The sequence below is a fragment of the Schleiferilactobacillus harbinensis DSM 16991 genome, from assembly GCF_000425885.1.
GTDB classification, from domain to species: Bacteria; Bacillota; Bacilli; order Lactobacillales; family Lactobacillaceae; genus Schleiferilactobacillus; species Schleiferilactobacillus harbinensis.
This window is the reverse complement of sequence record NZ_AUEH01000021.1, coordinates 1-19,234: the sequence shown is the minus strand read 5'-3', so window position 1 is coordinate 19,234 and position 19,234 is coordinate 1. Positions and strand designations below refer to the sequence as shown.

Here is a 19,234-nt window from a genome sequence, read left to right as displayed (position 1 = left end):
AGTTATCACCAAACATTGGAGGCTAAACGTATGGAGAAACCAAGATTACGGGGACGGGACTTAGGATTTGTCGGCATTATGCTGTTTGGGATGTTTTTTGGCGCGGGCAATTTGATTTTCCCCATCTTTATGGGGCAGCAAGCCGGATCGCACGTGGGAATGGCTGTTCTCGGCTTTTTGCTGACCGGGGTCGGGCTGCCCTTGCTGGGTGTGGTGGCCATTGGCATCACCCGCACGGATGGGGTATTTGGTTTGGCGAAGGCCGTCAATCGGCCGTTTGCCTATTTGTTCACGGTATTATTGTATTTGGTCATTGGGCCGCTATTATCCACCCCGCGATTGGCAACGGTTTCTTATGAAGTGGGCATTCGCCGCTTTGTTTCCCCGGGGCAGCAGACTTTGGTTCTGGCCGTTTTTTCGGTCATCTTCTTCTTCACCGTCTGGTGGTTCTCCCGCAAGCCGTCGCGGATCATGGAGTACGTCGGTAAGATCCTGACGCCGACGTTCTTGATCCTTTTAGGCGTCTTGATGCTCACGGCGCTGCTGCGGCCGTTGGGCGGGTTAGGCCATGCCGCGGTGGGGACATACGTCAGCCATCCGTTGAACACCGGCTTCGTGGAGGGCTATAACACCATGGATGCCCTGGCTTCGCTGGCCTTCGGTATCGTCGTCATCGACACCCTGCGCGGACTGGGCGTCAAGGAACCGAAGCAGATCGCAGCGAATACGATTCGCGCCGGTGTGATCAGTATGGTCCTGATGGGGGTGATCTATGCTGGTTTGGCGATCATCGGCGCCCAATCCCGGGGGGCGTTCTCCCCGGCAGCCAACGGCGGGGTGATTCTGGCCCAATTGGCCGAACATTATTTTGGCCGCTTGGGCAGCTGGCTGCTGGCGATCATCATCACCTTAGCCTGTTTGAAGACTGGGGTAGGGCTGGTGACAGCCTTTGGCGAATCCATGCATAAGCTGTTTCCCCGGATTTCCTATAGTGTATGGGCCATCATTGCCGCGGGGCTGCCGACAGTGTTTGCCAACGTAGGTTTGGATGGCATCATTGCGTTGTCCATGCCAGTGCTGAACCTGCTCTATCCGTTAGCCATCATCCTGATCCTTACCGCGCTGGCCAGCACGCTCCTGCCTGCCCAGCGCTGGACCTATACCTGGGCAATGATGTTCGGCCTGATTCCGGCGCTGCTGAACGTCATCACGGGGCTGCCGGCGAGCTTGCAGCATTGGTCCGTGTTGGCGGTCCTGCTGCACTGGGGCGAAATTTTGCCGCTGTATCAGGCCGGTTTCGGCTGGGTATTGCCTGCTGTCCTCGGCTTTGCCGTCGGCGCGTGGATCGATCACCGACGCGCACGTGCGGGCGCTTGAATTCTGTCATTTTTCGCCCTACACTGAAGTTAGGAGCGTCTCGGAATATTTTAAGGAGGACCTAATTGATGAGTGACAATGGGGAACAACAGGCAGTCAGCGATAAAGTACTGAATGCGTTTGTGGATTTCTACCTGGCAGAACAGCAGAACGAAGAGTTGGATCAGATCAGCCAATGGGATGACCATTATGTCATGGCCAGCATCAATGAAGTGCTGCAGCTGAGCAGCTACTTTAACCACGAAGATAAGAAGGCCGCGCTGATTCGTGAGAAGCGGGCGGAACTGGAAGAATTGATCAATACCTTGATCGACCAGCACGGGGCACCGAATTCCAGCGATGAGGCCCAGTGGCTGGATTGGTACCAGCAGCACTTGGACAGCCTGTATTCCGGCGGTCGCAAGGGCGAATAAGGTCAGATATACAAAGAGGCACTGCCTGCTTGGAATTAATTAATTCCAAGCAGGCAGTGCCTTTTTAGGTTATGGCCGAGTTTAATGCAGGTGCTTCGCGAGATACCGGCCCGTGATACTGGCTGGCGTCTTGGCGACCTGCTGCGGGGTGCCGGCCGCGATGATTTTACCGCCTGCATCGCCGCCCCGGGGACCAAGATCCACCAGATAGTCGGCGTTGGCCAGCATATCCAGATCATGTTCGATGTAAATAATCGTCGCACCTTGTTTCCGCAATGATTCGAATACTTTGAGCAGGGTCCGGACGTCCTCTGGATGCAAGCCGACACTGGGTTCGTCGAAGACAAAGAGGCTGCTCTTTTGGTTGCGGCCCATTTCGGTGACCAGCTTCAGCCGCTGGGCTTCGCCGCCGGAGATGGCCGGGGTGCTTTCGCCTAAGATCAGATAGCCTAGTCCCATATCGGCCAGATGCTGCAGAATCGCGGCGATCGCCGGATCGTCTTGAAACAGGGGCAGTGCGTCGCGAATCGACAGATCCAGCACATCGGCGATGCTCAGGCCATGCCACTGCACCGCCAAGGTTTCTGGATTATAGCGTTTACCGTGGCAAACTGGGCAGGTTTCAACCATATCCGGCAGGTACTGGATATCCAAAGAAATCGTCCCTGTACCGCCGCAGTTGGGACAAACGCCGCCTTCTGTGTTGTAGGAGAAGTGGCCCGCATCCCAGCCCTTGGCCTGGGCCGCAGGTGTTTGCGCAAAGAGCGCTCGGATATGGTCGAAGATACCGGAATAGGTGGCCACAGTGGAGCGGGCATTCTTGCCTACGGGTACGGAGTTCACGCTGACGACACGGCGGATGCCCTTGGCTGTCAATGCCGTAACTTGGCGGGGCAGCGGCTCGTGCTTGCGCTGGGCTTTGATCGCGGGGATCAGACTATCCAGGATCAGCGACGTCTTGCCGGCCCCGGAGAAACCGGAGATGCCGATCAGCCGGCGCTTAGGCAGATCAATGGTGACCCCATGGAGATTGTTGTAGTCGTTGATCGCCAAGTGAATCGTGCCGTGGACCGTTAACTGGTCCGGGGCGGTCTGCTGGCGCACGATCACCGGTGCTTGGCCCGTTAAGAAGGGCGCGATATGAGACGCTTTGCTCGCCGCCACTTGGTTCAGCGACCCATGGGCGATCACCGTGCCGCCGTCTTGGCCGGCCCCGGGGCCCATTTCCACCATGTAGTCAGCTGCATTGAGCAGATTCGTGTCGTGATCGACCACCACCACGGTGTTGCCCAGGGCAATCAGTTTCTGAATGATGCCCACCAACCCGGCCACGTTGGCGGGGTGCAGGCCAACACTGGGTTCGTCCAAGACGTAGAGGACACCGTTGGTTTCGCTGCGCAGGGTGCGGCCCAGCTGGAGCCGTTGCAATTCCCCAGTCGACAGGGTGTTGCCCGCCCGGTCCAGGGTGAGGTAATCCAGACCGAGATCCAGCAAGGGCTTTAAAGATCCGCGCAGTTCTCGGCTGAGATTTTTGACCAGCGCCCGCATTTCGGTATCGTATGTATCCGCGAGTTCATCGTTCCAGTGCTGCAGCTGGCTCAGGGTGAGATGACTGATCTGAGCAATATTTTGGCCGTTGATCAAAGCGGTGAACAACTTGGGATTGAAACGGCTGCCGTGACAGGTCGGGCATACGGTCATTGCGTAAAACCGGTCCAAGCGGGCCAAGGTACGCTCGTTGGTGGCCTTCGCTGCAGTGTCTTCCACCGCATTGTAGGCGTTTTCGAACAAGGCATTGTTCATGTGGAACACCCGTCCGTTGGCGCTGGGCAGATCCACTGGATAGCCTTTTTTCGCCCCGTGGAGAACGGTGTGCTGTTCTTTCTTCGTCAAATGATCAAACGGAACATCGGTGCGCACGCCGATGGCCCGGGCGACGTCCGGCATAAAGTTGCGGCCGGGCAAGCGCCAAGAGGCCACAGCGCCTTCATCAATGGTCTCGGTCGGATCCGGAATCAGCCGCTCCGGCACCAGCTGGCGCAGCACCCCAGTGCCGCCGCAAGTGGGACAAGCGCCCGTTGAATTGAAGGCGAAGTCCTCGGCGGAAGGCGGCCGAAACGTGACGCCGCAAATGGGACAGGTGATCTCGCCCATGTGTTCACCGGTCACTGCGGCCGCCTGGGCAATCTTAATACTCGGCGGCAGCTGATGGCCGTTGGGACAGCGATGGGACGCGATCCGGGAAAACATCAACCGCAGCACGTTCAGGCTTTCGCTCATGGTGCCCACGGTGGAGCGTTCGTTAGGCACGTTGGGCCGTTGACGCAGGGCAATGGCTGCTGGGATATGGTGCACAGCGGTGACGTCGGCCCGGCCCACCTGGCTGATTCGCCGGCGGGTATACGTTGACAGGGCGTCTAAATAACGCCGCGAGCCCTCAGCATATAGAATGCCCATGGCCAGCGACGATTTGCCGGACCCGGAGAGTCCAGCGATGGCGGTGAAGGCATTCAAGGGAATGTCCACATCAATATTCCGCAGGTTGTGCACCCGGCCCCCGCGAACAGCAATATGATCTGGTTTTTCTGACATCAGCAGTAATCCCCCTTAGCGCAATGATTATTCTGTCTTTTGGTCTGGTGTCTTGGTGTGATAGTGCACGTCGGTGACGAACATGTAGCCCGCCGCGTTTTCAGAAATCGCCACGGTGGCCCGGTCGCTCGTTTGCACAATAAAAGGCCCGCTGAACGGTTCTTTCTTCACGACGGTCAGCCGCTCGCCCAACCGCAACTGCAAATCCTCAAAGTATTTAAGAAAATCGTGATTGTCGATCACCCGCTGCAGGGTGGCACTATCTTCCGGGGCCAGCGTGCCCAGGGTGATATCCGAGTCATCTTCGATGTCAGAATTGCCAGGAATAATGCCGCCATGGGGGCAGCGTTTGGGCCGGCCCAGAAACTCGTTCAACCGATCTGCCAACCGGTCGTCGGTCGCATGTTCCAAAATATCTGCGGCCTGATGCACATCCGCCATGGCGTAGTGCAGTTTGTCGGCTAAGAACACTTCCCAGATCCGGTGTTTGCGGACCAATTCCCGGGCCCGGGCTAAACCGGCGTCGGTCAGCGAGATTTCATTATAAGGGGTATGAAAAACCAGCCCCTCTTTCGTCAGCGCGGTGAGCATTTCAGTGACCGAGGGGGCGCTCACGTTTAAAATGTCGGCAATGTTTTTGTTGGAGATCTTCTGGTGATCGTGCTCCAATTCAAAGATTGTCTTCAAATAGTTTTCTTTATTCGGTGACATGGTGCATCCTTTCTCTCGCTGCTTGTTTTAGGCCGTCCGAAAAAACGTCTTTGTTAACCATTATAAGCGAAAGGGGAAGAGGAAGGAAGAGAGAGGGCGCAGGCCGACGGTTAGCGGCTAGGGGATAAGGACGGCAAGGCACAAACCCCGGTTTTGGGTTTTTGTCTTGCCGTCCTTATCCCCTAGCCGCTGTCGGCCGGAGCCCGTTTAGGCGGCGACAATCTGTATTTTCACAAGCAAAAAACGCACCAAAGCACTTATGTAAGCGCTATAATAAATACGTAGAATGATTTGGAAAAACAGCCTTTCGGCGCACAAAAATCCCGTCTCAGTTTGGGGAAAGGACTGACATGGTGATGGATCATTTAGTGTTGCTTTGGTTATTGGGGTACGCCGCGGTGGTCGCGGCCGTCGCCTTCGGCCGGGCTTTCTTGGGCCGCGGTGGGCGCCGGTTCCAGACCCATTGGGAGAATTTCCTGGGGAGCTTTCTCCGGGGCGTCTTCCTCCTCGTGGCGCTGGCGATTATCATGTTCGGATCGTTGTAGCATAAACAGGCGCGGCCGCCAGCGGCTGCGCCTGTTTTCGCCCTTCCTTCGCCGTCGTTCTTGCGCTACGATTAGTCTGCAACACAACAGACAGTCAGAAAGGTGGCCGGTACCCGTGGCAAGAATTCAGGCGGCGGAACATTACACGACGGTGGAGGCCTTCCGGGCAATTATTCGGACCCGCATTTTGCGGCTGACCCGGACGGAGTTTCTGAACGATCCCAACGACACCCAGGTGTGGAGCCATTTCATGCAGAAATTTGTGAACGCTAATCAGCAGCGGATCGCGCAAACGGTCAATGCCATTGCCGGTGATGATGGCCCGCAATTGCTCCAGCTCTATTGGCACGCGCCCATTGAGGGTTTCATGACGTTCATGCAGCAGCGCATCAAGCTCTACGTCATGGCCCTGTCTACTGATGAAGACGCTATTCCAATGTGGAACTATTACGGTTACGGCGGCATGGAAATGTCGTTGGACCTGAACGGGTTCATGCAGGATCTGCAAGGCCAGCTGCGGCCCGGCAGTCATGAATACATTGGGGCCTCTCGGGTGATTTATGTGGACAGCCATGCGAATATTACCAAGGCCCACATTGCCAGCGACTTTCAGGATTTTCTATTGGCGGACACGAACAACTTGGATCTGTTCACGGCGGATCGGGAGGCACTGGCGGCTCGCCATCAGCCCACCGATGTGTTTGAACGGACCGACCTGGGCCAATACATTGATGACTTCATCGAGTCGTATATTTGGTCCCTGCGCTATCTGGCGAAGACTCAGCGGGTGATCGGCATCACCACGACACCCGCTGAGATTTATACCCGGTTGTTTGAAAATGACACCAGTGCGCGGGGCGAATACGCTTGGAAGAAAGATTTGCTGTTGCTGTTCGTAATGCTCACGGCGGCAATGAAGTCGGATAGTTACAGTTACGAGAAAGAATATCGGGTGTTCTACTTTGACGCGAGTCTTTCTGAGACGCCCCAGAAACAGGAGAATTTTGATATTCAAGCGCTGTCGGGGCAAAAGTATTTACGCCCTTACGTGGAACTGGCGGTGCCTAATTTGGCCGATTACTTGACGCGGGTGACGTTATCGCCCCAGACCCAAAACCTGCCGGTGGATGTGCCGGTGTATCTGGACGTGATCCAATCTTTATTGCGCCAATATGGCTTCCAGCACGTGACGGTGGCCAGTTCTCAACAACAGATTAGGTGGTAGACAGATGGAAATTTACTTAATGCGTCACGGCGAGACCCGGGCGAATCACGACTTGATCATCCAGGGCGACAGCAATGCCCCTTGGGCCCAATTGACAGCGGCCGGCCGAGCCCAAGCGGCAGGGATGCACGACCGCTTAGCAGCGCTGCATCCGACCCAGATCTTTTGCAGTCCCTTGGACCGAACTCGGGAGACGCTCGCCCAGGCCCTGGGCGATGTCCCCGTGACCTTCGATACTCGGCTGCGGGAAATTCATTACGGTAGTTTTCAAGGGCACACTCAGGAATGGGTGAGGACCCTGTATCCTGAATGGTGGCATGCCGCGGTGGGCAACGTCCTGTCGGGCTATGAATCGGTGAGCGGCGGCGAGTCCTTTACCGATGTGGCCCGGCGGACCATGGCCTTTCTCCGCAGCATCCCGGAACAGGCTGGACCGGTGCTGGTGATCACCCACGGCTTCGTGATCCGCAGCGCCCTGGCCGGTATCCTCGGGGTGCCGGAGACGGAGACACTGCTGGAACCGCCCAACGTGTCCCTGACCCGGGTAACGCGTGATTGCGATAATTTTGCAGTATGGTACTATGGCCGTTAGTTGCTTATCATTGGAGGTTTTGAGATGACAGAAATTACGCTCGTGCGTCATGGCGAGACAAACTACAATGCCCGGGGCCTGATTCAAGGGGCCAGCTCCGACATTCCGTTGAATGAGACTGGCCAGGAACAGGCGGCCCAGCTGCGGGCGCACCTGGATATGAGCCGGTATGACCGCATCATCAGCAGCGACTTGTTGCGCGCCTTTTCCACTGCCCGAATCCTGAACAAAGAAGCGAATTTGCCCATTGAACAGGACGATCGCCTGCGGGAACTGAATCCCGGCGATTGGGACGGCAAGGCTGTTGCGCCATTAAAGAAGGAATTTCCGGGGGCATTTGATGATCTCGGCTTTTTGACTCCGGATTATGCCACTGTCGCCAACGGCGAGACTTTCCCGGCTGTACGGGACCGGCTGCTGGATGGGGCCAAGAGCTATATTGAAAAGTATCCCGACGGTCATCTGCTGTTTGTCAGTCACGGCTTCGCGATTCGGGCCCTGGTGGCTGAATTGCTGCATCTCGCTGATCTCTATCAGCTGGCGCAAATGCAGAATACCGGGGTCGCCCGGGTCGTTGTGCATCCCGATGATTTGTTGACCCGCCTGGTTTTCTACAATCGCGGTTTCAGTAATCAAATTATTTAACGGGACCGGGTTGCGCAGACTGCGGAAATCTAGTATACTATTTCTCGCAGTTGTTTTTTCGCCGTTTTAGCTCAGCAGGTAGAGCACCACCATGGTAAGGTGGGGGTCACCGGTTCAAATCCGGTAAACGGCTTAATTTTGTGTTTTCAGATATTTCCAATAAATTTGTGAGTGCCTTGCAATCGTTGATACAGCGGCGTTTGTAAGGCTTTTTCTATGCCCTTGGGATGTTGCCACTTTTCCGTGTTTTTCCAAGTTCACTACACAACTACTACACACTTTTAAGGACTGAAAACTACAACTGACTTAGGATGTCGGAGGACTTGGCCGCTTCTTCCTTGTACGTTTCCTCGAGAAGATGGGAGTATACGCGAAGAGTCAAAGCAATGTTGGCGTGTCCCAACCGCTTGGAGATGTAGCTGATCTGGACTCCGTGGGCCAGCAGGTAGCTGGCGTGGCTGTGACGCAAGCCGTGAAATGTAACGCGTTGGTTTGGCGGTATGCCAGCCTGTTCCTCTAATTCTTTGAGCTTTTTGTTAGCTCCTCCGTCTGACGGCACTACAAGCTGCTGGCCACGAAACAGTAGCCCGTCCTTATCTCTATACCCCAGTTGCATATAACGCTTCTGCTGCTGCGTATGGAGCTGTGACAAGGCCCGGATCAAACGGGGAGACACGTCAATTGTGCGAATAGAGTTTGGGGTTTTCATTGATTTAAAACCGCTGCGCTGTACATAATCGTATGCTCGGTCCAAAGTGATCTGCTTGTGATCCCAGTCGATTCGGTCCCAGGTGATTGCTGCTATTTCCTCGTATCGCGCACCGGTGTAAATGGCTGTCAGTATTTCATAAGTGGTAATGGCAGTAGGGGATAGGTGTTTCTCGACGACATCGGTCAACTTCTTCAGTTGGTTTTCATTCAGATATTTGTCGGCTTCCCGCTTGCCGGGATTACCGTTATTGCGGACGCCAGCGGTGAAGTCCGTGAAGATGATGCGTTCGCTCATGGCATCCCTGACCATGGCCCGGATGAACGTGTTTGTCTTATCCACTGATTCTTTGGAGTGATCAGCAGCGTAATCGTCTAAAAATTTGGTATATTTGCGCCGATTGATCTGGGCAAGCGGCACACCGGGAAATCCCTCTTGGACTAGTTTGAGGACCCGCTTATACCATGTTTCCGTTTGATATGAATACCGTCCCAACTTGGTGTCTTTGATCCATTGAGCGTAATAATCTGCGAACGTCATGTCCCGTTCGGATATTGTTGCACCATGTTCCTTATCAACTTCCAGTTCCCGTGCCGCTGCGATTGCATCGCTCTTCTTTTCGAATCCAGACTTAGACTTGGACTTTTGCTTACCAGTATCCGGATCGGTGTAGAACACCCGGTACTGCCACTTTGACCCACGTTTCTTGATCTCAGCCATTGTGTTTACCTCCAAATTTGCTAGAATAAAAGTATGCAAAGAGCCACTTCCAAGTGCTCATTTGCCGTAGCTCACCCGTCTCGGCCAAGAGTTGTGGGTGGGCTTTTTTTAATATTCGGATTTAAAATCCGAGTATTATTTTCGACATTTGGAATGTCGAAACCTCGTGCTATGTACGGGCCGTGAGGCCCGAGAAAAAATCAATTATATGGTGAAAGCTGCACTCCGGTCATACCAGAAACATTGATCACGTCTCCGTTTTTAACAGTCATTGTAACCTTGCTTGTGCCGCCGTCCCCTAATATTTCATTGACAGAAGTTGACCCATCAACAGTGAAGTTACCGCTTTGACCACTATCTGGGGAAACATTGTATCGCCCAGCCTTGAGATCCTTACCAACAATCCAAGTGCCAGTAGAGAGTGCGGTTGTGTTAGCACTGTTCCGGGAAACAACAGGAGAAAACTTAGCTTGAGGAATACCATCCAGCTTCACTTTTTCTCCTCTAATCAAGTCTGTGGTGACTGAAGCAACTCCCATGCCATCATCTTGTCCCAGTATTTCATTTATATCCGTACCCTGACCACTACCCGTGCTAGTTAGGTTACCAGATCCGGATACAGGGGTGATTGTGTATCTGCCAGGCTGAATATCAGTGCCAACGGTCCATTCCCCAGTATTTAGTGTCACTTCTTTTGCAGTGTTTGCTGGTGCAGAAGATTTTGAGCTAGCAGACGTGCTTTGCTTAGACGACGAGGATTTGGCTGACGAGGTTTTTTCAACCTTTGATGAGGAGCTTTTCTGTACTTTTGACGTGCTTGAATCGTCAGTTCCCTGGTTGCCAATTCCAGATCCAATTGCGCCAATCAATATCACCACTAAAACCCAGAACCACCAACGCTTGTAAAACTTCTTCTTTTGCTTCATGATTTTCCTCCTTACAAATATTTGGTACCCCTGTATTTTACCCCTCACAGAGCAGGGCGGCGAAAAAAGTTAAAGCCCATCCTAAATTTGGATGGGCTATCTTTATAGCATTACGATCCCCTGAATCGCAAAGTCGTCAAAGCTCTCAACAAGTATTGGCTTGTACTTAGGGTTCAATGAAACCAAGCGCACGCCATCTGGTTGGATGTCGATCTTTTTGACGTACGCATCACCATTAAGATCAGCAATGACAATTTGACCACTGTGGACATCGCAATCATCACATTTTTTTACGAAGATTATTTGGCCGTCTTCAAACATCGGTTCCATAGAATCACCATTGACGCGGAGAGCAAAATCATAATCCGGAACAGGTCCGCTGAATGGAATGTCGTCGCCCGTATCATCGTCGGGAAGATACTCGCCTGTCCCAGCTGATACAGTTCCGGCAATATGGAGAAGCATCGGCTGGCGTTCTTGGCGCTCGTCGTCGAGTGAGATCACGTTTTCGTTTTGCTGTTGCTTCAATTGATCATTGGCGTAGTTGTACACCTTTTCCTGGCGGGCGGGGTGAAGCTGGTTGTATATAGGTACAATGTTGTTAACTCTAGTGAAAACATTTTTGTTTACCGAATTATCAACGACGTCGTCTTCCAGGGACCAGGATTCATTCATAAACACCTCAGGATTAACCCCGAAGTATTTAGTCACGAGCCTAACATAGGACATTTGAGGATCAGTATTGCCGTTTTCCCAACGTGATATCATGCTTTTACTGATAGCAGAAGGATTACTTGGATCGTGTTCTTTCGCCCAATCATTGAGTTTGTCAGCAAGCTCTTGCTGGGACATTTTTTTAAGTAGTCTAAGATCGTGTAGCCTCTTGCCAAATAAGGATTTCGCCATAGTTGAGTATTCCTCCTTTAGGAATATAGTAACACAAAAGTTCCTTGATGGGAACTATTTTTGTTGACAGGCCCCCTAAAATGGCTTATCATGGTCTTGTTCCTTGATAGGAACGGAATGTTGAAAACCAAAAGGAGGGATCATAATGAAGAACCCGGGATATAGAAATTTGAAAGGATGGCTTGTTGCACAGGGCATTTCTCAAAATAAAGTCGCATTCGTTCTTGGGACGACTCCAAACTATGTGAATAAGAAGCTTAACGGAACTGGTCCAGACTTCCGCTTGTCAGAGGCTCGAAAGCTTCATGGTACTCTTGGGGCACCCATGGCATATTTTTTTGAGGTTGATGTTCCTTTTTCGGAACAAAAGGAGGTTTCACGATGAACGATTTAACGCCAATCGAGAATCAAGGCCAGCGGGTGCTGACCTCTGATCAACTAGCGGAACTGTACGGAGTTTCTACTAATGTGATCAAGAACAATTTTGCTAACAACCGAGACAAATTCATTGACGGCGTGCACTACATCAAGCTAGAAGGCAACGCACTCAAGGAGTTCAAGAGCCAAGTCAAAAATATTGACCTACCTATCAACAAGTTTGCAAGTACCTTGTATCTCTGGACCAAGCGCGGCGCCGCTCGACACTCGAAGATGATCGGCACTGACACGGCCTGGGATGTGTTCGACAGCCTCGAAGAGAATTACTTCAATCCTAAGCCTAAACTGCTTGTGCCACAGTCGTTGCCAGAAGCATTGCGGCTAGCGGCGGACTTAGCCGAGCAAAAAGATCAGGAACGTTCTGGCCGCCTGATTGCTGAACAGCAGGTCCAAGAGCTGAAGCCTAAGGCGGACTACTACGACATGATTCTGGCGAGCAAAGGTCTTGTGACCACCACGTCTATCGCAAAGAACTATGGCATGTCAGCCAGAATGTTCAATTCTCTCTTGCACAATTGGGTCATTCAGTATAAGCAATCAGGAAGTTGGTATCTGTACAGCCAATACCAAGGCCATGGTTACACACACACAGTGCCAGTACCATACGTACACGGTGATGGCCGAGTAGACATTCATCCCAACACCAAGTGGACGCAGAAGGGACACAAATTCATTTACGAGTTTCTGAAAGCACGTGGAATCTTACCAGTAATCGAGCGAGAAATGGAGGAAGCAAAATGAAGCTAACAATTGAAGCCAGCACCACCGAGTTACAAAAAATGCTCCAGGCTATTGCAGGTAGCCAGGAGCACAAAGAAGGGTTTCAGCCTAGCGACTCTGAAAGCATTATCATGCCGCTATCAAGTGAGGGTGCAAAAAATGCGCGGGACAAGCTTTCGGGTGCAGTGAGAGCACTTAACGAGTTATCTGAACATTTCTCAGCACCGGTACTGCATGGACACTCTAAGATTTCAGCAGACATGAGTACGAACGTGACATTGGACGTCACAGATTTAACCAGTCTGCTTCACCAAGCAATTACCCAAGCAAAGCAATTACAGACAACGATGAATCAAGTGAATGAACTTATGAAAGGCCAGTTTGGCGGAGCACCAATTCCGCAGTTGCCTTCTCGTTCATAGCACGCCAGGATTCAAAGCCTGTTTCTGGAAACCGGTGAACCATGAAAAATTATGAAAGTAAGTGTTGAGAATGAAAGATGACCACTTTGGCCAATTATTAGCAATCCTGGCTATATTTCTCGCAGTGCTTGCTCTACTTCTACAGCAACTTGGTTTATGACGACTTTACTTTTAATCGGTCCACGGTCTGCGAAGTGATTATCCCACTGCCAGAAGCCGGTGAACCGTGAAAATTTATGAAAGGGTTGATTGGCATGTTAGTCATTGACATCCCGTCCGCCATCATTGGCGGCATCATCATCAGTGCCTGTTGGTCAGGAGTTAAAGCTGTTTTGGCCAACCGGCACGAAGTTGTCAAGCTGCTCCGGAACGATTGGAAAGGAGGTGGCGATACAGATGATCGATATGAAGATCGACAGTCACCATTACACGGCACTAGACGATGAAGAGTTTGCGGAGTACCAGCGGCTTAAGTCAGCAATCAGCCATGAAAACCTGCATGGTGTTTGGTCACTCCGCCAAGCTTATAAGTACATCGGCAAGGATTACAAATTCATGCAGTGCATCCTGCGCAGTACTGATGGGCATGAGCTGCTTAAGAAAGTTGTGATTCCCAGCGATAAAGCACACGGCCATTATGATGTGTTTGCTGATGAATTTATTGATATTTGGGACAAGCATAAGGCCGACTTGGTGCTCATTGCTCGGCGAATGCGGCCAATATTGTACCCAGAAACGAGGCGATAATGGTGGAACCAATTGATCAGTATCGGTTAGAGACAGCCGAAGCATACCGAGCACAAGCGTCAAGCGATTGGCAGAAGCGGTTAGCAGACAGCATTTACATGCGGTTGTTGATCAGCTACCGCAAGAAAGAAATGGAGGAACAACGATGATGCCTAATTGGTTGTACTACATCAAGGATTACGAAGCGTTCGAAGAAAACTTGGACCGTGTCCGGAATTATGCCACAGAGGTAGACAATGACGTTTTTATCGATGACGCTTCGCCGGAAGCAGATGCCACAGCGTTGAATGTTGCACTTGATGTCCTGGACGCACAAATCAATCGTGCAAAAAAAGCCGCCGACGGGGAAACGTCAGACGGCAATGTGAAAGGGAATGTTTTACATGAATAGCTTAAACCAAAACGAAGTATCTGTCACGAACTTCGGTGTCAAATTTACGCCGGCGTCTCTGGCTATCCAGAATTATGACGCCATGGTTGAGCAGACCAAGGCTATTGCCGCCAAGTACGCTAATCTGATGATCACTGAACGGACACTCAAAGCAGCCAAGCAGTCACGAGCTGATCTGCGCAAGTTTCGGGTGGCTATCGAGGACAAGCGCAAGGAAGTTCGACGGGAATATGCCAAGCCTTATGACGATTTTAAGGACAAGGTGGATGCACTGACTAGCATCATTGACCAGGCCATTGCCCCGATTGACGAAGGCGTGAAGGGCTTGGAAGAACGGCAGCGGCAAGAACGGGAAGAAGCCGTGCGTCAGGAGATCAAGACCATCACGGAATCCCGTGGCTTGGTACCGGATGACATTCAGTACGATCAGCACTGGGAAAACAAGTCGTTATCCAGCATTGAGCGCACCCGTCAGATTGCGGCCGCAGCCGATTTCGTCAAAAGCCAGAAGGAAAAGCATGAGGCTGACCGAAACGCAATTGCTCATTACGCCAAGGCATTGGATGTTGACGCTGGCGGCTGGCTCGGAATGGTTGACCAAGGTGTTGAGATGACCGACGTCATGGCTCGGATGGACAACTATGCTGAGCAGCAGAAGCAGGAAGCAACGAACGAGAAGCAATGTCAGGAAGCACAAGCAGCTATTGACGCCCTGCACCAAAAAAAGGTCGGTGAGCATGTGGTGGACACGGAAACCGGTGAGGTCATGGACGCCGTGCCCGATAAGTACAGCTACGTTATCGAAGTCTCTGCCACGCCGTACGAAATGGCCGCGCTCACAGCCTACATGACTGAGAACGGTATGTCCTGGGCGGTGAAGTAATGTCTCTGATGGAAATGGATCGCATGACCGATGACGAGATTAGGCGGTATCTGGAACGGATGGATGAGGAGGAAGATGTCTAATGCAACCGATTGTGTCTGCAAAGAGCCTTAACCGTACCAAGAACTGGCGGGTGCTCATCTATGGCAAGCCTGGTGTCGGTAAGACGACTGCGGTTCGCCACTTGACTGGAAAAACTTTGGTACTTGACCTGGACGATTCGAGCAAGGTGCTTTCCGGTGCGGACAACATTAATGTACAGCCATTTGACCGGACGAAGCCAATGGTCGAGATGAACGATTTCGTTACTCACTTAAACGACATCATCAAAGGGTATGACAACCTGGTCGTGGATAACATCTCTGCATTTGAAAAAGATTGGTTTGTTGAACAGGGCCGGAAGAGTACCAACGGCATTGGTAACGAACTTCAGGACTACAGCAAATGGACAAACTACTTCGCCCGGGTCATGACGACTATTTTCATGGATGCAGATCTCAACGTCTTGGTCACGGCATGGGAGAATACCCGCGATATCACAGCAGCATCTGGGCAAGCATTTTCCCAATACGCACCAGCCATTCGGGACAGTGTGCGGGACAGCTTACTGGGTCTGACCGATGTAGTTGGCCGGTTGATCGTTAATGCGAAGACTGGCGGGCGTGGTGTCATCCTTGAAGGCACCGACGCAATCTTTGCCAAGAACCGACTGGACAATCGCAAAGCTGCATCCATTGAAACATTGTTCGATTTTGGCAAAGTCAAAAGTGAGACGGCGAAGAAAGAGCCAAGTGCAAAAACAACAGAGAAAGCGGAGGAATAACAAATGGCATTTTCAATGGACTATTCAAAAGCCACCGAGGGCGGTGTGGCTGACGGCACTTACGAGGCAGTGATCAAGTCCGCCCAGTTCAAACTCACCAAGAGTGAGAAGCAGTACATCAACTTCGATCTGGTGATCCGTAACGATATTGACCAGCATTACAAAAATATGCACGTCTTTCAAAAGGTTTGGCCAAAAAAGGGCACTCGGGACTACAGCATGGGCTATCTATTCATGATTGGCATGAACGCAGGCATTCCGAATAAAAAGGAATTCGCGTCAATTGACGATATGCTTGCAGACTTCGCTGGAAAACCAGTCAAGGTATCTGTTAAAAACGAAGACTCGGAATACAACGGCAAGACCTACACCAACCTGAACATTAAGAAGTGGGCCAAGTCTGAATTTCCAGATGTGCAGCACAAGTGGAAGACCGAGAAAGAAGAATCAGATGACGACGCCCAAATGGCTGATCCGTTTGCTGAAAGCAGCAAATCTGTCAGCATCAGCGACGACGATCTTCCATTCTGATTTGAGGTGATCACATGGCAGACGGAGGCTGGATAAAGCTTTACAGAGTATTGCTAGATGACGACCTCTGGATTGACTGCACACCGGTTCAGAAAGTCGTGATGATAACGCTGCTGTTGATGGCCAACCACAAGGAACGAAAGTGGATTTGGCAAGGTAAAAAGTTTGCCGCCAAGCCGGGACAATTGGTTACGTCTCTTGAATCAATTAAAGGAAAGGCAGGAAAAGGCGTCAGTATTCGAGCTGTTAGAACGTCATTGACCAAGTTCGAAAACGTCGGTTTTTTGACAAGCGAATCGACAAACTCTGGACGCCTTGTAACCATTGCTAACTGGGCAAAATACCAAGAAGGCATTGAAGAATCGACAAACGAGTTGACAGGCAATCGACAAGCAACTGACAAGCAAGTGACAACTAACAAGAATGTAAAGAATGATAAGAATGAAAAGAAGGAAGATAGTCAGCATTCCCGCAAGCGGGAATACGCTGACGACTCCCCTGAAATGATTGAGGCTGTTTACCTATGGGAAAAGATCAAAGGCAACAATCCAGAGCACCGTAAGCCCAACCTGCAGTCATGGGCTGATGACGTCCGAAAAATGAATGATCTTGATCACCGTCCGTTTGAAAAAATCCACAAGATGATTGACTGGTGTCAACGAGATGGATTCTGGAGCACTAACATTTTAAGCGCTGCTAAATTGCGGTCTAAGTATGACACCATGGCCGCTCAGGCAAACAGCAAATGGCAATCGCGTAATCGTCCCATCACTCCGAAGACGGCGCAGCCAGCTTGGGCTGACCCGGATTACAAGCCAGACACAGTCAAGCCAACAGACTTAGTAACAAAGCAGCGGCTGGCTGAGCAGATGGCTAAGCTGCGAGAGAATCGAGAAAAGCGAAAGAAGAGCACGAGATGAGCACTATGACACACAAGGAGCGCCAGAAAGTGGGCCGTCTGCTAGCTATTAAATTGTTGAACAATAACGTGCCAGAAGACGCGCCAGAGTGGCAGAAAGTACGCGACCTGCTTTGCGGTAAAAAAGAGAAAAAGGCAAACAAGCGCCCAGCTAAAGTAAACGGCACTAAAAAGCGCCAGTTAGAAGCCATCAAAAAGCGCAAGCAGATATATCCAAGACTCATTGAGCAAGGATATGCTAACTGGCAGATCGGGGCCAAGCTAGGAATATGCAGGTCCGTTGTATCACACGATCTTATGCGCTTTGGCTTGCAAGCTCACCAGCGCTATCACTGGCGGGCAACAAATACAGCAACTAAGAATACTGGCTATTATATCAATGCATCAAGCTTGCAGGCTGATACAAGAATAGTCAAAGCACTGTGGCGTATCGACAGGAAAGCTGTTGTTGGTCCGTGGCTGATCGAGCGCGGGTGCTGGTATCAGGACAGCCAGGGCAACTGGTATGAGGCACCGAAATGATCCGTATCGAGGTACCAGGTGATCCTGTTGCGCAAGGACGGCCGAGATTTGCTAGGCGAGGTAAATATGTGAGCACATATGACCCGCCCAAATCACGAGCCTACAAACAACAGGTGGCCATATACGCACGTGCCTCTATGGCGTCCAGAGAGCCATTTACGGGCCCATTAGAGGTAACTGTGTATATTTACCGGCGGATACAGTCGAGCGGCTCACAGAGGCTAAAGCAGGCAAAACTAGATGGCAAGGTATGGCCAGCCATCAAGCCTGATCTGGATAATTATTACAAGGCCATCACAGACGCCTGCACGGGGATTGTGTGGCATGACGACAATCAGATCGTTAAAGCCTATATCGTTAAGAAGTATAGCGACCGGCCTCGGGCGATTATGGAAGTAGAGGAACTTGAAGAGGAGCAGGAAATATGAGTTATGTGATTATCGGCATTAAATCTCGGAAACAGTATGGCGGTGAGTTTAACACCATCGTTGATGCACATCGGTATCTTAACGATAAGCTCGAACGACGGACAATGGCTCGACGCCCAGAAAGCACTAAGGTCGGCTTAGATGAGCCGATGTTTATCGCTAAGGCCAACGCTCCTATTGATGCCCAGCTGCCTGACATGCGACGAGACGCCACGTTGTACGAATTTGAAAGAGTTCATAACTGGATGACCGCTAATCGTGTACGGGAGCGGATCGGATGAACAGTTATGATGTTGGCGACTGGGTCCGTTACAAGGGCGTTCCTTGCCGGGTGATTGGACATTGGCATGACAAACAATGGATAGATCACCTTGTACTGTGCGTGCCGGAAAATGTTGGACTGCTTAGAAAAGCCAAGCAAGTGACTCGCTGGAGATTCATCGGAACTGCATTACCAGAGACGGTAGAACTAATCAACAGACAAGGAGAATGAAAGCAATGACTGATAAGATGAGCAAAGAAGAGGCACGGTCCGTATTAAATGAGTTTTTATCGCGTAACCACTTGGAACTTGTCGCCAACGTTAAAGCATATGTGCTCAATATCGTTGATGCCATCGAACCGGAGCACAAGAAAGTTGTCCTGCCTAAAGCAGTTGGCGAGCAATGGGATAAGCTGGTTGCCAATCAGCCCAGCAATAGTGAGGGCAGTTCAGTTGACTACGCTTTGCTTGACCTTGTAAACAAAGCAAACGACACAAACGACAATGCTGGCTTCCGTCAGCTCTCTGACTGGTGGGGCAGAATACCAGACTCCTACCGGAAGCTGATTGATGCTGCACGGTATGGCTGGGTTCCAAAGTCAGATAAACTTTACCGAGTTAAGGTTTACGGTATTGACCTGCCGGCATTGTTCTACTGGAAGCGTGACGACGGCACCCTATCATTTGTGCAAGGCGGTGCTGGTCAGCCAGAAACAGAGTTCACGATGGACGAAATCAAGCAGTGGCATCTGGAAAACTGTGAACGCGAAGAGGTGATTGACGATGA

The 19,234-nt window shown here is 51.4% G+C and carries 25 protein-coding genes, 1 tRNA gene and 1 pseudogene; 22 read left to right on the top strand and 5 right to left on the bottom strand.

Features of this window, described 5'->3' with window-relative positions:
* Positions 1-30: 30 nt before the first annotated feature.
* Together brnQ and H627_RS0107895 are read left to right on the top strand one after the other, a co-directional pair.
* Positions 31-1,377, top strand: a complete 1,347-nt coding sequence (gene brnQ, locus H627_RS0107900; RefSeq protein WP_027828516.1) for a branched-chain amino acid transport system II carrier protein — start codon at positions 31-33, stop codon at positions 1,375-1,377.
* A gap of 68 nt (positions 1,378-1,445) precedes the next feature.
* Positions 1,446-1,790, top strand: coding sequence for a hypothetical protein (locus tag H627_RS0107895; protein ID WP_027828515.1), 345 nt, complete (start codon positions 1,446-1,448; stop codon positions 1,788-1,790).
* A gap of 81 nt (positions 1,791-1,871) precedes the next feature.
* Here the strand turns inward: H627_RS0107895 and H627_RS0107890 are convergent, their stop codons facing one another.
* Together H627_RS0107890 and H627_RS17520 are read right to left on the bottom strand one after the other, a co-directional pair.
* Positions 1,872-4,382: an excinuclease ABC subunit UvrA gene (locus H627_RS0107890; protein WP_035440328.1), complete on the bottom strand. Its 2,511-nt coding sequence runs from the start codon at positions 4,380-4,382 to the stop codon at positions 1,872-1,874.
* 27 nt (positions 4,383-4,409) lie between these two features.
* Positions 4,410-5,093, bottom strand: a complete 684-nt coding sequence (locus H627_RS17520) for a metal-dependent transcriptional regulator (RefSeq protein WP_051225286.1) — start codon at positions 5,091-5,093, stop codon at positions 4,410-4,412.
* A gap of 356 nt (positions 5,094-5,449) precedes the next feature.
* Between H627_RS17520 and H627_RS0107880 the strand changes: the two genes are divergently transcribed.
* The 5 genes from H627_RS0107880 (at position 5,450) to H627_RS0107860 (ending at position 8,233) form a co-directional block, all read left to right on the top strand.
* Positions 5,450-5,638, top strand: coding sequence for a hypothetical protein (locus tag H627_RS0107880; RefSeq protein WP_146995098.1), 189 nt, complete (start codon positions 5,450-5,452; stop codon positions 5,636-5,638).
* 115 nt (positions 5,639-5,753) lie between these two features.
* A complete protein-coding gene (locus tag H627_RS0107875; RefSeq protein ID WP_027828512.1) occupies positions 5,754-6,863 on the top strand; it encodes a DUF2971 domain-containing protein in 1,110 nt (369 codons plus the stop codon).
* 4 nt (positions 6,864-6,867) lie between these two features.
* Positions 6,868-7,455 (top strand): histidine phosphatase family protein, encoded by a 588-nt coding sequence (locus H627_RS0107870; protein ID WP_027828511.1) that lies wholly within the window; start codon positions 6,868-6,870, stop codon positions 7,453-7,455.
* 24 nt (positions 7,456-7,479) lie between these two features.
* Entirely contained in the window at positions 7,480-8,100 is a 621-nt protein-coding gene (locus tag H627_RS0107865; RefSeq protein WP_027828510.1) for a histidine phosphatase family protein, read from the top strand.
* 60 nt (positions 8,101-8,160) lie between these two features.
* Positions 8,161-8,233 (top strand) — tRNA-Thr (locus H627_RS0107860).
* A 162-nt stretch (positions 8,234-8,395) separates the two neighbouring features.
* On the opposite strand, the gene H627_RS0107855 is transcribed toward H627_RS0107860, so the two are convergent.
* The 3 genes from H627_RS0107855 to H627_RS19235 form a co-directional block, all read right to left on the bottom strand.
* Positions 8,396-9,529, bottom strand: coding sequence for a site-specific integrase (locus H627_RS0107855; RefSeq protein WP_027828509.1), 1,134 nt, complete (start codon positions 9,527-9,529; stop codon positions 8,396-8,398).
* 200 nt (positions 9,530-9,729) lie between these two features.
* Complete coding sequence (locus tag H627_RS17515; protein ID WP_051225285.1) at positions 9,730-10,455, bottom strand: hypothetical protein; 726 nt, start codon at positions 10,453-10,455, stop codon at positions 9,730-9,732.
* A gap of 102 nt (positions 10,456-10,557) precedes the next feature.
* The gene (locus H627_RS19235) at positions 10,558-11,361 is read right to left on the bottom strand and encodes a helix-turn-helix domain-containing protein (protein ID WP_051225284.1); all 804 of its coding nucleotides are present in this window, start codon (positions 11,359-11,361) and stop codon (positions 10,558-10,560) included.
* A 145-nt stretch (positions 11,362-11,506) separates the two neighbouring features.
* Between H627_RS19235 and H627_RS0107840 the strand changes: the two genes are divergently transcribed.
* The 15 genes and pseudogenes from H627_RS0107840 to H627_RS17480 form a co-directional block, all read left to right on the top strand.
* On the top strand, positions 11,507-11,746 hold the full coding sequence (locus tag H627_RS0107840) for a helix-turn-helix domain-containing protein (RefSeq protein WP_027828508.1): 240 nt from the start codon (positions 11,507-11,509) through the stop codon (positions 11,744-11,746).
* A complete protein-coding gene (locus H627_RS19685; protein ID WP_081674780.1) occupies positions 11,743-12,540 on the top strand; it encodes a phage antirepressor KilAC domain-containing protein in 798 nt (265 codons plus the stop codon). Before H627_RS0107840 ends, H627_RS19685 begins: the two co-directional genes overlap by 4 nt.
* Positions 12,537-12,941, top strand: a complete 405-nt coding sequence (locus tag H627_RS0107830) for a hypothetical protein (protein ID WP_027828507.1) — start codon at positions 12,537-12,539, stop codon at positions 12,939-12,941. Before H627_RS19685 ends, H627_RS0107830 begins: the two co-directional genes overlap by 4 nt.
* A gap of 396 nt (positions 12,942-13,337) precedes the next feature.
* A complete protein-coding gene (locus H627_RS0107825; protein ID WP_027828506.1) occupies positions 13,338-13,688 on the top strand; it encodes a hypothetical protein in 351 nt (116 codons plus the stop codon).
* Positions 13,688-13,837 carry a hypothetical protein gene (locus tag H627_RS20060; RefSeq protein ID WP_155827903.1) on the top strand — a complete coding sequence of 50 codons (150 nt, stop codon included), beginning with the start codon at positions 13,688-13,690 and terminating at the stop codon, positions 13,835-13,837. Before H627_RS0107825 ends, H627_RS20060 begins: the two co-directional genes overlap by 1 nt.
* Positions 13,834-14,079, top strand: a complete 246-nt coding sequence (locus tag H627_RS0107815) for a hypothetical protein (RefSeq protein ID WP_027828505.1) — start codon at positions 13,834-13,836, stop codon at positions 14,077-14,079. Before H627_RS20060 ends, H627_RS0107815 begins: the two co-directional genes overlap by 4 nt.
* The gene (locus tag H627_RS0107810) at positions 14,072-14,962 is read left to right on the top strand and encodes a DUF1351 domain-containing protein (protein ID WP_035440325.1); all 891 of its coding nucleotides are present in this window, start codon (positions 14,072-14,074) and stop codon (positions 14,960-14,962) included. The genes H627_RS0107815 and H627_RS0107810 overlap by 8 nt, the downstream gene beginning before the upstream one ends.
* An 82-nt stretch (positions 14,963-15,044) precedes the next feature.
* Positions 15,045-15,785 (top strand): AAA family ATPase, encoded by a 741-nt coding sequence (locus tag H627_RS17490; RefSeq protein ID WP_035440323.1) that lies wholly within the window; start codon positions 15,045-15,047, stop codon positions 15,783-15,785.
* A gap of 3 nt (positions 15,786-15,788) precedes the next feature.
* On the top strand, positions 15,789-16,316 hold the full coding sequence (locus tag H627_RS0107790; RefSeq protein ID WP_027828502.1) for a DUF669 domain-containing protein: 528 nt from the start codon (positions 15,789-15,791) through the stop codon (positions 16,314-16,316).
* A gap of 14 nt (positions 16,317-16,330) precedes the next feature.
* Positions 16,331-17,236, top strand: coding sequence for a phage replication protein O (locus H627_RS17485; RefSeq protein WP_152319437.1), 906 nt, complete (start codon positions 16,331-16,333; stop codon positions 17,234-17,236).
* Complete coding sequence (locus H627_RS0107780) at positions 17,233-17,757, top strand: hypothetical protein (protein ID WP_027828501.1); 525 nt, start codon at positions 17,233-17,235, stop codon at positions 17,755-17,757. Before H627_RS17485 ends, H627_RS0107780 begins: the two co-directional genes overlap by 4 nt.
* Positions 17,754-18,185 carry a RusA family crossover junction endodeoxyribonuclease gene (locus H627_RS0107775; RefSeq protein ID WP_027828500.1) on the top strand — a complete coding sequence of 144 codons (432 nt, stop codon included), beginning with the start codon at positions 17,754-17,756 and terminating at the stop codon, positions 18,183-18,185. Before H627_RS0107780 ends, H627_RS0107775 begins: the two co-directional genes overlap by 4 nt.
* Positions 18,182-18,466, top strand: coding sequence for a hypothetical protein (locus H627_RS0107770; RefSeq protein WP_027828499.1), 285 nt, complete (start codon positions 18,182-18,184; stop codon positions 18,464-18,466). The genes H627_RS0107775 and H627_RS0107770 overlap by 4 nt, the downstream gene beginning before the upstream one ends.
* Positions 18,463-18,678, top strand: a complete 216-nt coding sequence (locus H627_RS20055) for a hypothetical protein (RefSeq protein ID WP_152319438.1) — start codon at positions 18,463-18,465, stop codon at positions 18,676-18,678. Before H627_RS0107770 ends, H627_RS20055 begins: the two co-directional genes overlap by 4 nt.
* A 5-nt stretch (positions 18,679-18,683) precedes the next feature.
* Positions 18,684-19,234: pseudogene (locus H627_RS17480) on the top strand (hypothetical protein); the annotation flags it as partial.